The 15,449-nt window shown below is 35.3% G+C and carries 13 protein-coding genes and 1 pseudogene; 5 read left to right on the top strand and 9 right to left on the bottom strand.

The window, feature by feature from the left end; translation table 11 throughout:
- Positions 1–4: 4 nt before the first annotated feature.
- Entirely contained in the window at positions 5–2,704 is a 2,700-nt protein-coding gene (locus tag AC4BHP_RS05675) for an alpha-mannosidase (protein WP_490551570.1), read from the bottom strand.
- Positions 2,705–3,229: 525 nt separating this feature from the next.
- The gene (gene htpG, locus AC4BHP_RS05670) at positions 3,230–5,110 is read right to left on the bottom strand and encodes a molecular chaperone HtpG (protein WP_066103698.1); all 1,881 of its coding nucleotides are present in this window, start codon (positions 5,108–5,110) and stop codon (positions 3,230–3,232) included.
- 255 nt (positions 5,111–5,365) lie between these two features.
- Between htpG and AC4BHP_RS05665 the strand changes: the two genes are divergently transcribed.
- Positions 5,366–5,548: a hypothetical protein gene (locus AC4BHP_RS05665; protein WP_066103696.1), complete on the top strand. Its 183-nt coding sequence runs from the start codon at positions 5,366–5,368 to the stop codon at positions 5,546–5,548.
- Between the two features lie 14 nt (positions 5,549–5,562).
- The gene (locus AC4BHP_RS05660) at positions 5,563–5,811 is read left to right on the top strand and encodes a spore coat protein (RefSeq protein ID WP_066103694.1); all 249 of its coding nucleotides are present in this window, start codon (positions 5,563–5,565) and stop codon (positions 5,809–5,811) included.
- A 234-nt stretch (positions 5,812–6,045) separates the two neighbouring features.
- Here AC4BHP_RS05660 and AC4BHP_RS05655 read toward each other — a convergent pair.
- The 4 genes and pseudogenes from AC4BHP_RS05655 to AC4BHP_RS05640 all read right to left on the bottom strand — a co-directional run.
- Positions 6,046–6,149 (bottom strand): annotated as a pseudogene (locus tag AC4BHP_RS05655) (Arm DNA-binding domain-containing protein); the annotation flags it as partial.
- Positions 6,150–6,550: 401 nt separating this feature from the next.
- Positions 6,551–7,039, bottom strand: coding sequence for a prolyl-tRNA synthetase associated domain-containing protein (locus AC4BHP_RS05650; RefSeq protein ID WP_066103692.1), 489 nt, complete (start codon positions 7,037–7,039; stop codon positions 6,551–6,553).
- 311 nt (positions 7,040–7,350) lie between these two features.
- Positions 7,351–7,770, bottom strand: a complete 420-nt coding sequence (locus AC4BHP_RS05645; protein WP_066103690.1) for a hypothetical protein — start codon at positions 7,768–7,770, stop codon at positions 7,351–7,353.
- A gap of 207 nt (positions 7,771–7,977) precedes the next feature.
- Positions 7,978–8,424 carry a DUF6376 family protein gene (locus tag AC4BHP_RS05640; RefSeq protein WP_066103687.1) on the bottom strand — a complete coding sequence of 149 codons (447 nt, stop codon included), beginning with the start codon at positions 8,422–8,424 and terminating at the stop codon, positions 7,978–7,980.
- A gap of 384 nt (positions 8,425–8,808) precedes the next feature.
- Between AC4BHP_RS05640 and AC4BHP_RS05635 the strand changes: the two genes are divergently transcribed.
- The 3 genes from AC4BHP_RS05635 to AC4BHP_RS05625 all read left to right on the top strand — a co-directional run bounded on the left by AC4BHP_RS05635 (position 8,809) and on the right by AC4BHP_RS05625 (position 11,958).
- A complete protein-coding gene (locus AC4BHP_RS05635; protein ID WP_066103686.1) occupies positions 8,809–9,231 on the top strand; it encodes a hypothetical protein in 423 nt (140 codons plus the stop codon).
- Positions 9,232–9,787: 556 nt separating this feature from the next.
- Positions 9,788–10,693, top strand: a complete 906-nt coding sequence (locus AC4BHP_RS05630; protein ID WP_066103684.1) for a sulfurtransferase — start codon at positions 9,788–9,790, stop codon at positions 10,691–10,693.
- Between the two features lie 215 nt (positions 10,694–10,908).
- Positions 10,909–11,958 carry an aldo/keto reductase gene (locus AC4BHP_RS05625; RefSeq protein ID WP_066103682.1) on the top strand — a complete coding sequence of 350 codons (1,050 nt, stop codon included), beginning with the start codon at positions 10,909–10,911 and terminating at the stop codon, positions 11,956–11,958.
- Between the two features lie 74 nt (positions 11,959–12,032).
- Here the strand turns inward: AC4BHP_RS05625 and AC4BHP_RS05620 are convergent, their stop codons facing one another.
- From AC4BHP_RS05620 to AC4BHP_RS05610, 3 genes are all read right to left on the bottom strand, one after another.
- Positions 12,033–13,187, bottom strand: coding sequence for a thiolase family protein (locus tag AC4BHP_RS05620; RefSeq protein ID WP_066103680.1), 1,155 nt, complete (start codon positions 13,185–13,187; stop codon positions 12,033–12,035).
- Between the two features lie 55 nt (positions 13,188–13,242).
- Entirely contained in the window at positions 13,243–14,220 is a 978-nt protein-coding gene (locus AC4BHP_RS05615) for an NAD(P)H-dependent flavin oxidoreductase (RefSeq protein ID WP_490551567.1), read from the bottom strand.
- A 536-nt stretch (positions 14,221–14,756) separates the two neighbouring features.
- A complete protein-coding gene (locus tag AC4BHP_RS05610) occupies positions 14,757–15,212 on the bottom strand; it encodes a HutP family protein (protein ID WP_140461492.1) in 456 nt (151 codons plus the stop codon).
- Between the last annotated feature and the right edge of the window lie 237 nt (positions 15,213–15,449).

The following is a 15,449-nucleotide window of genomic DNA, read 5'->3' as shown; positions in this document are numbered from 1 at the left end:
CACCCTATCCTTTTCTTTTAAATCCAAGTGTAATGATTTCTGCATTTCCTGCTTCATATTGATTTTCTGTCAAAGTTGTTGAATCTTCCAAGATATTACTCTTGTACGATTGATAATCTTTGATAGATGCTTTTAGTATCGCATTCTTTTCACCAGGATTAAACCAGCGAATCATGATATCATCACGATCTTCCGCTACTTTCATAGAGGACCATGCTAGTCCCTTGTCTTCAGATTGTACAAATTGATGTATTGGTGGCCTTGTACCTTTATGTATAGTTGGTTGAACAATAACAAGAGGTACTTTAAATTGGTAAGCATCAACAAAAGCTTGTGATTTAATCACATCTTTTTCATGTGACAGTACTTGCCACTCTGCTGTCTGGATTCCTAAGCATTGTGCTTCAGGTGTCGAAAAATATCCCCAGTCTCCAAGCTCAGCTACCGAACGGAGAACAGTAATTGCGATCGTACCGTCTTCTGGCAGGATTTCATATTCTTGAAGACCATGGGTTGCCACGGTTAAGCCCATTTGCTCATCTGCTATACTGCTAAATCGCTGCTGATGGTGACAAAAGCTAGGATTATCCCATTCTTTTTCTGGTTTATTGGGACGAGTAACAATTTCAAATATACTATCTGCTTTGTGAGTTTCTGTCTTTAAACCAGTTGGGAAAAGCACACGGAGACGATGGTCTGTTGCTTGATTATCAATGGTCAGCGTAAAAACCGGACCTTTCATTCCTTTTGCCAGTGTGACAACAGTTCGTAAAGTAATTGTTGTCATTTCATCAGATCTACCTGCCTCCCGTTCTTTATGCCAAACTAATTGGTTCCTTTCTAAGGCTAATCGCTCATCCGCACATGCTGGAATTGATAACGTATGAGTATACTGGAGTACAGTTTTGAGTTTACTTTGTTCCAACCATGAAAATTCGGCTGCTATCCCCTTTGTATTGATGGAGGCATGCCCCTCTGTTTCCTTAAACATATATTCGTTTCCAATATCACCAGTGTCTTCATATATACCAAGATGATGAAATACTTCTTCCGTTAGTTTATTCATTAAATCAAAGCTTCCATCTCCATGAAAATGTAAATGAACATACTCATTTTCCATTTCAAATCTATCATTCTCAGTTTCTCTTGTTTCAGCTAGATGTGCTGGAACCTTTTCTGGTAAAAGGTAGAACGTTTTATAGCCAAATGAAGGAATTCCTTCAGCGAAGAATGATAGCTTAGCCCGTTTAGCAAAAAACGGCTGTCGAAATTGATCGTCTGGTAAATCATATCCAAATTCAATAACAGGTTTTTCAAGGTAATAATCTATTGCCTTTCCTTGATTATCTACGAGTTTATAATAAGGTAATTCTCTTTCCTTAAGATAATTTGGTATTTCTTTAAAATCCATTTGAGAAAAAAATATTTTATCCAGATCGATTTCTTTTATGACTACTTCATTTTTCTCCCAACCGGTTGTATTAATTACAAGGAGTGGGATCCCGCCATCCGGTGTTTCAGATGTATCAATTCTTTCAGCAATCTCAGCAGCAAGTTCCTTAACAAATACATCTCCCATCTGCGAAACTGTTTCAAAACGTGTGACCATTTCACGATGGACTTCATCTACACTGCAGCCACAAATGCTATCATGTGGGTGATTCTTCATCAGTGTTTTCCACATAAAACGGATATATTCTCTCGGGTAATCCCCTCCGGCCAAAAGGTTAATAGCTGCAAGTGGTTCCACGACTTTTTCCAGCAATATTTGACACCTCGTATTCCATTGCTTTAAATAAATACGGCTTGATGCCGTGTTGACAAGGGTAGACCAGCCATCTGTTCGCTGGTTGCGAAGCTCACCTTCAATGATTTGCAGGTTATTGGGAAGTGAGACTTTTAATGCTTGTATATATTCAGCAAAGCTGGAGAGTTTAAATGTATAATCTGGATATAGAGCACCGGCTGTTTCAATTGCTTGCGGTATTGTTTTTTGCAATGGCTGATGGTCGCAGCCGTTCATGAATAATAATTGATTTGTCGAGGCATATTTCTCTGCATCCTGGATTTTTTTATCCCAAAATACCTTTGCTTCTTCCTCATCAACTGGAATTTCATTCCCATTCGAATACCAATTCGCAAAAAGAATACCTAAAACACTAGAACCGTCTGGCGATTTCCAAACAATCTCGGAATAAGGGGATTCAAAGTTTGGTGTATCCGATACTGTATTATTAAAGCCAGTAGGCTTAACACCACGCCCAAATGCTGCTGTATCAATGCCCGCCTGTTTCAGAATTTGAGGTGCCTGTCCATAAATCCCAAATGTATCCGGAAAATAGCCAATTTTTGAAGCATGGCCATAGACTTCCGTATCATACAAACCAATCTGTAAGTTCCTGATATTAGCTTCAGAACTGGTTAAGAAAGCATCCTGCAACACGTACCAAGGACCAATATAAAGTTTTTTATCTTCAATCAATTGTTTTACGATTTCAAAATTTTCAGGGTGGACTGCAAAATAGTCCTCTAAAAGGATTGTCTGGCCGTCAAGATGAAACGATTTAAATGTATTACCATCCTTCTTAAATTGCTCAATGATACTATTCATGAGTTTGATAAAGTAAAAACGATGTTTTTCAAAAGGTAAATACCACTCTCTGTCCCAGTGAGAATGAGAAATTATATGGGCAGTCTTATTCATAAAGACTTTTCCTCCTTTGGTGATTTACACTCAACAAGAAAGCGCTGTCATTTTTTTGTAAATAGATTCCTTCAATATCTACAATAAAAAAACCAAGTTCTTCTAGCAATAGAATAGAGGAAAGTCATAAAGTTATTACAGTAGATATTAAATTAGTCCAGTGAATTTGTTATGTAGTTTAACTTTATCTTTTAGATACAATTTCTTTGGATTATTAAAATGCATTATTCATACCTTCCTGTATAAAGAAAATTACAATTATGAAAATGATGGAAATCACCCAAAATGCAAAGGCCTAATCTTCTATAATGAATGGTACAGAGAATATTTATACGATGGTTATCTTAACTGCTGTATACACTCCTTCCTCTACTTGTCCTTCTGTATCATCACATCTACAATGTGCTTATACGAACAAAAATTTATTCTAATATCCTATATATAATAGAGCTGGAAAAGATGCTATATATATAAAAGCATCAGTCTACCCATCTCCTAGGGTAGACTGATGCTTTAAGGTTATGATTAAACCATTACTTTACAAATATTATTTGTAAACTCAACTGGGTCATTGATTGGCAGTCCTTCTATTAATAAGGCCTGGTTATACAATAGCTCAGTATATAAATCCAGCTTGGATTTATCCTGTTCATAAGCTGCTTTTAAAGATTGGAAGACTTCATGATTTGTGTTGATTTCCAATACTTTATCTGCCTTCACATTTTGATTATCAGGCATAGCATTCAAGATTTTTTCCATTTCAATCGTGATTTCTCCATCAGCGGATAAACAAACAGGGTGTGTTTTTAAACGTTTGGAAGCCCGGACATCCTTCACTTTGTTTGTAAGTAATTCCTTCATATAATTGAATATCTCAGTATTTTCTTCTTCTTGTTCATCTGTTTGCTTGTCTGAAGAATTGCGATCAATACCAAGATCTCCGCTGGAGACAGATTTAAATTCTTTCTCTTTATAGTTCATGATCATTTTAACGGCGAACTCATCAATATCTTCAGTGAAGTACAGGATTTCATACCCTTCATCTAGAACAAGCTCTGTTTGAGGAAGCTTTTCTATTCTTTCATAGGAATCACCGGTTGCATAATAAATGTATTTTTGATCCTCTGGCATTCTCGACACATACTCATCAAGAGTCACCAATTTCTTCTCTTTGGAAGAGTAGAACATTAGCAGATCCTGTAAAGCTTCTTTATTTGCTCCAAAATCACTATACACGCCAAATTTAATTTGACGGCCGAAGGATTTGTAGAATGAATCGTATTTCTCACGGTTATTTTTTAATAATGATTGAAGCTCACTCTTAATTTTTTTCGAAATATTTTTTGCAATAAGCTTTAATTGTCGGTCATGCTGCAGCATTTCCCTTGAAATATTCAGTGATAGATCCTCTGAATCGACCATCCCTTTCACAAAGCTGAAATGGTCAGGAAGCAAATCGGCACATTTCTCCATGATCAGAACACCGTTTGAATACAGCTCCAGCCCTTTTTCAAACTCCTTGGAATAATAATCGAAAGGAATATTTTCAGGAATATAAAGAATTGCATTATAACGGATTGTTCCGTCTACATTGATATGCAAGTGTTTAAGCGGCTTATCAAAGCCGTAATGCTTCTCATGGTAGAAGCTTTCATAATCTTCATCCGTTAATTCACTTTTATTCTTTTTCCAAATCGGAACCATACTATTGATGGTTTGTTCCTCAATAATATTTTCATATTCATCTTCGCTGCCCTCAATTAGGTGCTTCTCTACGGTATCCATTTTGATTGGATAGCGAATGAAATCGGAATATTTCTTGATAATGGATTTTAATTTATATTCATCTAAATATTGATCGAAATCTTCTTCCTCTGAATTTTCTTTAATCGTAAGAATGATTTCAGTACCGATTGTTTCCTTTTCGCATGGAACAATCGTATATCCTTCCGTACCTTCTGATTCCCATTTATACGCGGTATCAGAATCAAGCGCTTTACTGATTACTGTCACTTTATCAGCTACCATAAACGCTGCATAAAAACCAACGCCGAATTGTCCGATAATATCATGGCCATCTTTTGATTCATTTTCACTTTTAAAAGCTAAAGATCCACTTCTAGCTATCGTACCAAGGTTATTTTCAAGTTCTTCTTTGGTCATCCCAATACCAGTATCCAAGATGGATAAGGTTCTATTTTCTTTGTCTGCACTTACTTTTATGTAATAACTTTCTTTATTAAATGTTAAGGACTCATCTGTTAATGCCTTGTAGTAAAGTTTATCAATCGCATCACTGGCATTTGAAATAAGTTCACGCAAAAACACCTCGCGCTGAGAATAAATTGAGTTAATCATCATTTCCAATAATCGTTTGGATTCTGCTTTAAATTGCTGTTTTTCCATTTTCGTCTTTTCCCCTCCATCGTGTTCTGTAAAGAAAGAATATCCGGCAATTAGCACTCATGAATATCGAGTGCTAATTGCTATCTATTTTTAATTATTCACAATTTTAATATGGTGTCAATATTTGTAGGATAACTTGTTCGTGTAAAAGTAAAGTGAAGTGATTCACTGATAAGATCAACAACCTTTTAGAAATGCATATTTTATGTGGTTTTAGCAGATAGTAGGAGTGTATTTTTATTGAGGAGTGATAATATGCCAAACTTAAATGAATTAGAACTTCAGAACCTGCGTCATATGATCGGCTCGCATGGCACCCTAGCCACTAAGCTTGATTATTATGCACAGCAATGTACAGACCCAGAAATCATACAACAGCTACAAAAAGATGCTCAAGACGCAAGAAATCATAAAGAAGACCTAATGAAATTTTTATAAAAGGAGGATTTGTCATGCAGGAAAAAGAAATGATTAATGATTATTTATCAGGATTAAACAGTAGTCTTACAGGTTATGCGTCTATTATTGCACAGACAGAAAATCAGGAATTAAGACAAAAGGTTCAAGATATGAGAAATCAAGATGAACAAAGACAATATCAAGTCTATTTACTGGCTAAGCAAAGAGGCTATTATAAACCAGCACAGCCTGCAACCGAAGATGAAATCATGACCGTCAAGAATGAATTATCGCAGGGATAACAGACAGGTCTTTATTTAACCCTCTTCTTGACAGGGTGGGGGTCGCTGGTTCGAACCCAGTCGGGATCACACTTTACAAGAAGGCTTAAACCTAATGGTATCAAGGGTTTGAGCCTTTTTTCTATTTTTAGTAAAATTAATATTCCATAAACCGATTCGCCTCCTAATAAGAATCTTTGCATGAATATGCCTAAGATTATGAAGTGGCATGGAACCTTCGCCTTTTTAATTAAGCGCTTCACGTTTTGTTTTAAAACCACTTCGATAAATCTGTTTCCTCTTGCCAGTAAGTGTGTCAGCACCGGCATCTATCCAAACGACCATACTTTACCAACTTTTTAACTGTCAATAAAAAAACCTCCATTTTTGTTGATGGAGGTAGGGTTGATATTAGTATGGATTTATGAAATAGAAGCATAGTTTGTACTGTGAAAGTTATCTTTCTCTATAGCTTCATATGCAGGATTGAGGGTTGTCCATTCCCTTCCTAACCGCTTCCATATATTCCTCCGCCTAAATATTATTGTATCGGCGTATGGACTGTACTGTCCAAGTTCAAACTAAATCGATATCTTCTAATTGATCCAACTTCACTATCACTACCGTCTAAACCGCATGATTACATTTTTGACTTCAACCTACTAGTCCAAATTTATGTTAATTTTTTATTTAGTGCTTTTGCATTTAAAACACACTCGATTATTTAAGTTTAATCATTCACTAAATTTGGTTGGTTTTATTAAAGTTCAACTATCGTGTACTCATACCCGATTGTAGTTATAAATTTATACATATCTTCTGTAGACATAAATAGAGTTTTAGTGTTGTCATTAGGGTGGAACGTTATTAATCTTTCTGAGAGCATCTCTTTATCTAAATAGACTTTTATGTCGTGTTCATCATTGTTTAGCAATCCAAAAATAGAAACAAAACCAGGAGATAACCCCATTTTTTCCATTAACCGTTCGGAAGAACCAAAGCTTATCCGTTTTTCATTGAGAATAGTAGCAAGATGATCCATATCAAGACGCTTTGCTCCATCCATTATAACTAAATAAAACGCATTCTTTTTTTTGTTGGTAAGAAAGAGCGTTTTAGTGCGCACCCCTTCTTTCCCATCAATATATTTGTCTGCTTCAGCTGTTGTCCAAGCAGGAGGGTGTTCAACTACTTCAAATGGAATATTCATTTTAGTTAAGGTATTATATACAATTTGATATTGTTCCATAAAGAATAGGCCTCCATCATTACAGTTCTGAATATTGTTATTATATTAAAATATTTTATCATAAAAATCCCGAAGTATTTGCCTTCGATAAATCAATCTTGAAAAATCTTATTAATCATTTTAAATAATGATCACTAAGCTAACCAATAGACCATAACAAAAGAAACTGCGATCTGATGTGAACCCAAGAAGTTAGATTGGACTCTAACTGGGGTTTCAGTACAGATCGCAGTTCCTTTAATTTTATCAAAGCTACGCTACTAGTAAATAATTAGAATCTATAACCATTAAGTTTGCTTCGCTTATTTTAGCTACCGATTAATCAGAAATAGAAAAGCTAGTACTACAATTAATAATGCAATAAAAACTGACATCCACCCGATCTTCACCCTTATTAATAAACGGTCAACAATAAAGAATGAGATGGCAGAAATAAGACCAAAAACTTGTAACATTGATCCGAAAACAACATGAAATAAAAAGGAAGCAATTTCACGAATTACCCCTTTTTTTGAAAGCTTCCTGCTAAACCAGTCACTAAATATGGATGTCATAACCCCGTAGGTAATAACAATCATAAAATTCATATAATATAAATTATAAAATAAATCCCCTTCAAAACCCGCTGGTATTGAAAAGATAAGGGAAAATATTAAACTACTAACAACGGCCGTTACTATTTTCCTCTTTAAAATAATCGATATTTCCCCTATTTTATCTTGTTTGCTCAAACATAGCACCCCTAAGAAAGATTAGTATTTAATATAAATATTCGATAATCCATCATCTATACCCTTTTTCATTAACGTGCCCCTTTATCTCCATAAGAGGTTTAACAAAAAAACATAAATCCTTCCTGGATCAACGGACTGATAGTAGTACAATAAAAAACTGGCTACAGGATTTTAAATCCTGTAGCGCCTCAGTAGAATATTATTTTATTCGCTTAATTTCTTAATTTGGCTTAACAGATCATTATAAACAGCGATTTCCTCCAATAAACCAATTTCCGAAAGTAATTCTGAACTTAATGTGCCTGCCTCTATATTTTCTAAATACAACTCAATACCACTTGCTAGTTCCATATTATGCTCTACCACTTGATTATGGATATCCTCTAACATAGCCGGTGCTTCAAGTATATTGAATTCTTCTAATTCATTTTGCATTTCTGTTAATAACTCTTCTAATTGAATTTTTGAATTTAAATCGTTTATTGCTGCTTCTGCTACAGTTGGTAATTCATTTGCAAATTGATTTACTTCATCGATGTAATCCGTAGCCTCCGTAACATAATTTAAAGAATTTGACACTTCCTCTATTGTCGAACAACTCGTCAGAAAAATAGTCATTGGTAAAATAAGCATTGATAATAATTTTTTCATTCTTTTTCCTCCATCCATTCCTCAGTATAAACAAAATATATATCCTAATCGACTCATACTGGCCAAGTATATTTCATACCATTATCAGTCATCCAATTTATTAATTTATGGAAGAATCACTCTACTCAATGTAAAAACAACATTTATCTTTAACAAAAGCTCTTTTAAGAATAATAACAAACCTACTGATATCTTCTAGTTTAACACACTAACCGATTACTCCATTTATTCTCGATCCAATCAAAAGCAAACATTCAACTATAACAAAACAATCTATTCCATGATTGTATATTTAATGTTAAAGAATTATTGCCCACACCCTTAATCAAACCAAATAATATACTGTCGTTAGCCTATAAAAAATTGAATTAGGAGTGTATATTAATGGAATATTATGATCGACAAATCCCCGGGCTTCCCAATCTTCCGTTTCCTATTCCAGGATGGCCTGGAACATCAACAGGATGGCCGAATACCAATACTGGAATGCCCGGCACAGGTGGTTCACCAACTGGGGGCACACCCCCACCTTCACAGAATACGATTAATATGTATCAATATCTTCTACAAAACCCGTCAAAAGGCCAAGAGGTTCTAACATCAGGTACATGGGTTGGTTCAGGAACTGGAACAACTTTTGGGGTGGGCTGTGATAGACGCTGGACAATTATGCTTTTAAATAATGGTCGTTATGTATTAATGTGGGTCCTATCAGCAAGTCCGTTTGGTAATACTACAGGAATCATTTTTCCTACTTTTACTTTTGCCTCTTTCCCTACATCTAGTATATTAGCTTATAGTTGCTAATTATTAATTATCTAGACATATGTAAATACCACGAATCTCTTAATATGACGGTAAAAAGTCAACTATCTGTCCACCGATACTATAAGTAAATCACTTGCGGTGGATGGATATTTTCTCTCGAAGTATACATACCATCGCAATATAAGATTATCCAAACAACGAATGAACCCTAGAATCGCTTATTATCAAACTACTTAATCAAACCTAAAAACTTTCAGGTACAGAATTCTATTTATCGGACTAGTATTTGTAACGTAATGCATTTTATATGTATTTCTTTAATGATACTTTTACGAAAGATAAATGAAGGAAAGACTCCCTGTTTGACAGCTTATGAGACAATCTCCCGTTGAGATAAGTATGTTACGTATCAATGTTTTAGAAAGGCATCAAATATCAATTTTTCATAAACAGTGTCAAATAATTATAGACTTTCCTGATAGTTATTGGGATCTAAATTAAATTGTCACTGATGTTAGATAAAAAGCTAATTCATAGTATTTACATAGAAATTATTATATATTTAACAGAATAACTTATATAGGAGGAAATATACATGCAAACAATTCCTATTATTGTTTCTACAGAATGGTTATCAAGCCGACTTGATGACCCTAAATTAAGATTAATAGACGTAACTACTCTTATGAAACCCTTAGAAAATGGCAGTATCACACTCTCATCAGGTAAGGAATCATATGAACATGAACATATACCTGGGGCGGTGTATGCAGATTTAATAAATGAACTATCTGATTCCGCTTCTGATTTACCATTCACTGTTCCTGATAGAGATTATTTCATAGAAAAGGTTTCAGAATTAGGAATCGGCGATCAGGATACTTACACTGTAATCTATGACCGAGGAGCGGTTGTTGGGGCTCCATTTTTTGCTCCATATTGGGCATCTCGTTTAAGATGGCAGCTTAAATATGAGGGCTTAGACAATATTGCTATTTTGGATGGAGGTTTGCCAAAATGGATTGAAGAAGGTCGTCCTGTTACTACTGATCAGACATCCTATCCAAAAGCTTCGTTTACAAGCTATAGAAGAGATCATTTATTAGTTACAATGGATGAGGTTTTAAAATCTATAGATGATGATTCGGTTATTCTAATCAACAGTCTCTCTCCAGAGGATTTTCGCGGTGAAACTAACAGTTATCTGAGAAAAGGCCATATACCCGGCAGTGCCAATGTATTCTTCGGATGCCATACTGATTCAACAACAAAAAATGTTCTTTCTGATGAAGAATTGAAGGATAACTTTGCGGATATCGGTGTATTTGATTCCAATAAAAAAGTAATCACCTATTGCGGTGGCGGAATCGCTGCTACCTGGAATGCTTTAATACTAGAAAAATTAGGTGTGCAAAATGTCGCGGTGTATGATGGCTCCATGAATGAATGGGCCTCCAAGCCTGACCTACCATTAGTCACTGGAAGTAAAATGATAGATTAATTGATAATTAGAGAAGATCCTCAAATCATTCGGTTTGGGGGTCTTCTATTATTTATTACAAGGTTGGGGAGTATCGGTGAATTATTGAGTGAATCGGCTGAATTATATAAGAATTCAGCTGGATTATCGGTTAAATTGAAATGTTAGGAAGGATTCTTACTCAAAGATAAAGAAATAAGTACGCAGAAAGATATTCTGAGGATGGGGTTGGGAAGTTGAATAAAGATGAGATTCTAATGAATAATGGTTCTGCAACTTCAAAAGCTACTTCTGCATATTTAGATAGGCATGGAGTTATAAAAAGAGAACTTTCTTGTTTTTCAGTCTCTCCAATCGCCATTGGCACACATTTAGGCAGTATGGATGAAACAGACTCTAGACTTTATCGAACTTCGATTGAATATGGATTGAAAAATGGTATCAATTTTGTAGATACAGCAATTAACTATCGAGGAATGAGATCAGAACGTGACATCGGCTTAGTTTTATCTCGTTTAATTGATAATGGAACAATAAATCGCGAGGAAATAGTGATTTCTACAAAAGCCGGAATTATCCCAGGAGATAATGATGCAGGGCTTGTACCTAAAGATTATTTACAGAAAATACTCCTAGATGCAGCAATAGTTGAAGAAGCCGATTTACATATCGTAGGAAATCAGCGACACGTTTTGGCTCCTTCCTATTATCAGTTCGCAATCGAACAAAGTAAGAAGCATCTCAGAATAAATACCATTGACATCCATTATATACATAATCCCGAACTCTCAATGGTGGTTTTAGGAGAAGAAGCTTTTTATCATCAGCTTGAATCACTTTTTTTATTTTATGAGGAACAAGTATCCAGGGGAAATATTCGTTATTACGGGTTTGCATCCTGGGTTGGATTATTATGTAATCCTAAAGAGAAAGGGTATGTATCATTGGAGAAAGTTATGCAAACTTTAGTAAAAGTTGTTGGAGTAAATCATCATTTCAAATTTCTACAATTCCCCTATAACAAAATCACTCACTATGCCAAAACAAGACGAAATCAACAAGTAAATCAAAAATTTCATACTGTTTTAGATGCCGCGAAGGAATTTGGGTTAACTACAGTGACCAGCGCTCCATTTAACTTAGGTAAATTAATTGATAGAGAATGTACTCCAGACGATTATTTACTCTCCATTTTGGGAGAGCAAAACATTAGCTCAGTAATGGTGGGAATGAAACATCCGAACCATGTGGTTAACAATCTTAGATTAATACAGATAAAACATTAAAAATAAAAATTAGTGAATTGAGTAGAAGGCATAAATCTGATTTATGCCTTCTTTTGTTCCAAATAATCAATGTTTTATTCTATTATTCTTTCAATAATAGTAGCATTCGCCATTCCTGCTCCCTCACAAATGGCCTGTAAACCATACCTACCCTCTATCCGTTCTAATTCATGCATTAATGTAATCATGACGCGAGCGCCACTAGCTCCTAATGGATGACCAAGTGCAATAGCTCCTCCATTAACATTTAATTTTTCTGGGTCAGCTCCAAACTCCTCCATCCAGCATAAAGGAACAGGTGCGAATGCTTCATTTACCTCATATAAATCCATATCATTAATGGTTAAACCGCTCTTTTTTAATACCATTTTAGTAGCCTCAATCGGACCTGTAAGCATTAAGGTTGGGTCAGAGCCTATTACTGTTCTGGAGATAATTTTAAAGCGGGGCTTTAATCCCAATTGGGTCGCTTTCTCTTTTGACATAATAAGAAGCGCTGCAGCACCATCACTCATTTGACTCGCGTTACCCGCATGAATGACTCCGTTTTCTTTGAAGACGGTTGGTAGTTTGGCCAGTTTCTCCATTGAGGATTCACGACGCGGTCCCTCATCCTGAGTGACTATAGTTTTAGTCCCGTCATCATTAACTACTTCTATTGGCATGATTTCTCGTTCAAAACGTCCTTCCTCCTGTGCCCGGATAGCCTTTTGATGACTTCTAATTGAAAATTCATCTAGCTGATTTCGGCTAAATCCCCATTTTTCAGCAATTCTCTCTGCAGATAACCCCTGGTTAATTAATTCATAACGCGAAGACAGTTCTTCACTTGGTTTTGCATGTAACCTATTTGACCCCATTGGCACTCGAGTCATACTTTCAACTCCACCTGCAATTACAATATCCATATCACCGCTTAAAATAGCCTGTGCAGCAAAATGAACCGCCTGTTGACTTGAGCCGCATTGACGATCAATCGTTGTGGCAGGTACATGGATTGGGAAATCGGCCATCAGTACAGCTGATCTTGCAATGTTTATGGCTTGTTCTTCAACCTGAGAAACACAACCAATAATAACATCTTCAACCAGACCACTTGAAATACCAGCTTTCTCGGTAAGTTTACGTAAAACTCCTGCAAGTAAATCATCCGGACGAACTGAACTAAATACTCCCTTTCTTTTCCCGACTGGAGTCCTGACTGCTTCCACAATAACCGCTTCTCTCATTAGAGGTTCCTCCTTTAAAATTCACCTTGAAAATCAAATAACTTTTTTTTTAGATTCATAACTTAGTAGCTGCTGTTGAAGGTAATATGTCTAATGCTTTCTCATATTCCTGCTGCAAAGTTTTAATAATAGACTCTATTGGTTGAATATCTTTAATCGACCCTACTCCTTGGCCTGCAGACCAAATATCCTTCCAGGCTTTTGCTTCATTTTGTTGACGAACCACATTCATTTCGCTTTTCCCCGGTAGGTTAGCTGGATCCAAGCCAGCTTTTTTGATACTTGGTGTGAGGTAATTTGCATTCACACCACTAAAGGTATTCGTATAAATAATATCGCTGGCATTCGATTCAATTAACATTTCTTTATACCCTTCTTTAGTAACCGCTTCCAAAGAAGCGATAAACCGAGTGCCCATATAAACAAAATCAGCACCAAGCACTTTTGCTGCAAGAATTTCTTGTCCGTTTGATATACAACCTGCCAAAATAATAATTCCATTCCAAAATTGTTTAACTTCAGCTATAAAGGCAAACGGATTCAACGTCCCTCCATGACCACCCGCGCCATTGCAAACAAGAATTAATCCATCTACTCCGGCCTCAGCTGCTTTTTTTGCATGCTTAATGCTTATAACATCAGAAAAAACCAGCCCGCCATATTCATGGACGATCTTAACTTCATTTACCGGTTTTCCAAGTGACGTAATTACGATAGGTGGTTGGTATTTCTTTATTAACGCTAAATCACTTTCATAACGATGATTAGTAGAATGAACAATTAAGTTTACTCCCCAGGGTGCTATTTTTTTGTTTCTATGTTTTTTCTGTAATCTTACATGTCCATCCTTTATTTCTTGAAACCATACCTCCAATTGTTCCTCAGTTCGTGCATTTAAAGTTGGAAAAGTACCAATAACCCCGGCATTACAGCTTGCAAGTACCATTTCAGGAGTAGAAATAATAAACATTGGTGAAACAATAATCGGCAAAACGGATTGCTCCGCTAATTCTTTGACACTTTCTTTTCTCATTTGTTCTCCACCTCCAATTTTTTATCATTTTTTGATTTTACAACTACAAATTTCTGTTTTGGAATAAATAGAATCCTGTTGTCTATTTGATTTTTGAGAAAAGATTATGTAGAGTTTTACTAAAATCTTTATATTGGCGGTCTAGTTTGGATGGTGTATAGGATGGTGAAAGTACACCTTAATTTATGATCAATTACATAAAAAGCCCAGATTCAATTCCCTAAACAAGATACACTCTATTTCAAATTAGATAAGTAAAAATCCCCTCCATCCATTTAACTTAATGTGTAATTTTTTCAATTAGAATCTTTATTCATTAGCTACTTAAAATCACTGCATATAATACTTTTTCAACAACAGTTAGATATTCCCTTTAAATTACCGATAAAATGATTGTGTTTCTGTTTTTTTAACCATCCATACACATGGTCCTGCCTTGATCAAACATGTTATTCATAAAAAATATAAAAAGAAGACTTCACTAGGAAAAATTATTCCTGGTGAAGTCTTCTGAATAGGGTGACAGATAGCGCTGACTATAAATGATTAAAACCAAGGCCTAATGTTTCCTGTTCAATCCCTTTTTCCTCTGAATCAGACCGTCCATAAATGCAAACACCAATCCATTCATTGCCCGTGCTTATTTTTTTATTTTTACCTCTTACTATGCCATAGGTTAAATCAACTTTTTTAAGTAAGTCACCTACTTGAATGGTCCCTCTGCCGACTCCTTGTACTGCCTCTAAAATGGTATGATATAACGTATTTCGTTCATTGTATGAATCCGAATTAATAATTCCCTTTGTTTCTGCACTTGCTTCAATGACAGAGATGACTTTATTTAAGTCGATAGATCCTATACTTCCTACGGTATACCGGCAATTCTCCATATTTAACTGCTTCTTTATCAATTCTCCCGCTTCATTGTTATGTAAGAGTACCAATAAAGAAGTTAACTTGCCCATCGTAAAATCGTGATCCTGAATGATCATCTTTAGCACCCCCTCAGTAAATAAAGCAATTGCCAAGTGAGAATAAATTGTCCTTAAACCATTTTAATAATCACAACTTAATATTTCGTTTATTAGTGCTTTTTATACTTATAAACAAACGAATTCTTGGGAGCTAACTAAATTGAACATCTTTATCCCATTACTATATATGTATTTTAATTCGAGTCGATTTATTTATGTTTTTTTAATAGGAGGGATCTTTTTTCAAATTTTCAT

This window comes from Pradoshia sp. Z4_20 (assembly GCF_058216035.1).
This window is presented reverse-complemented; position numbering and strand designations above follow the sequence as displayed.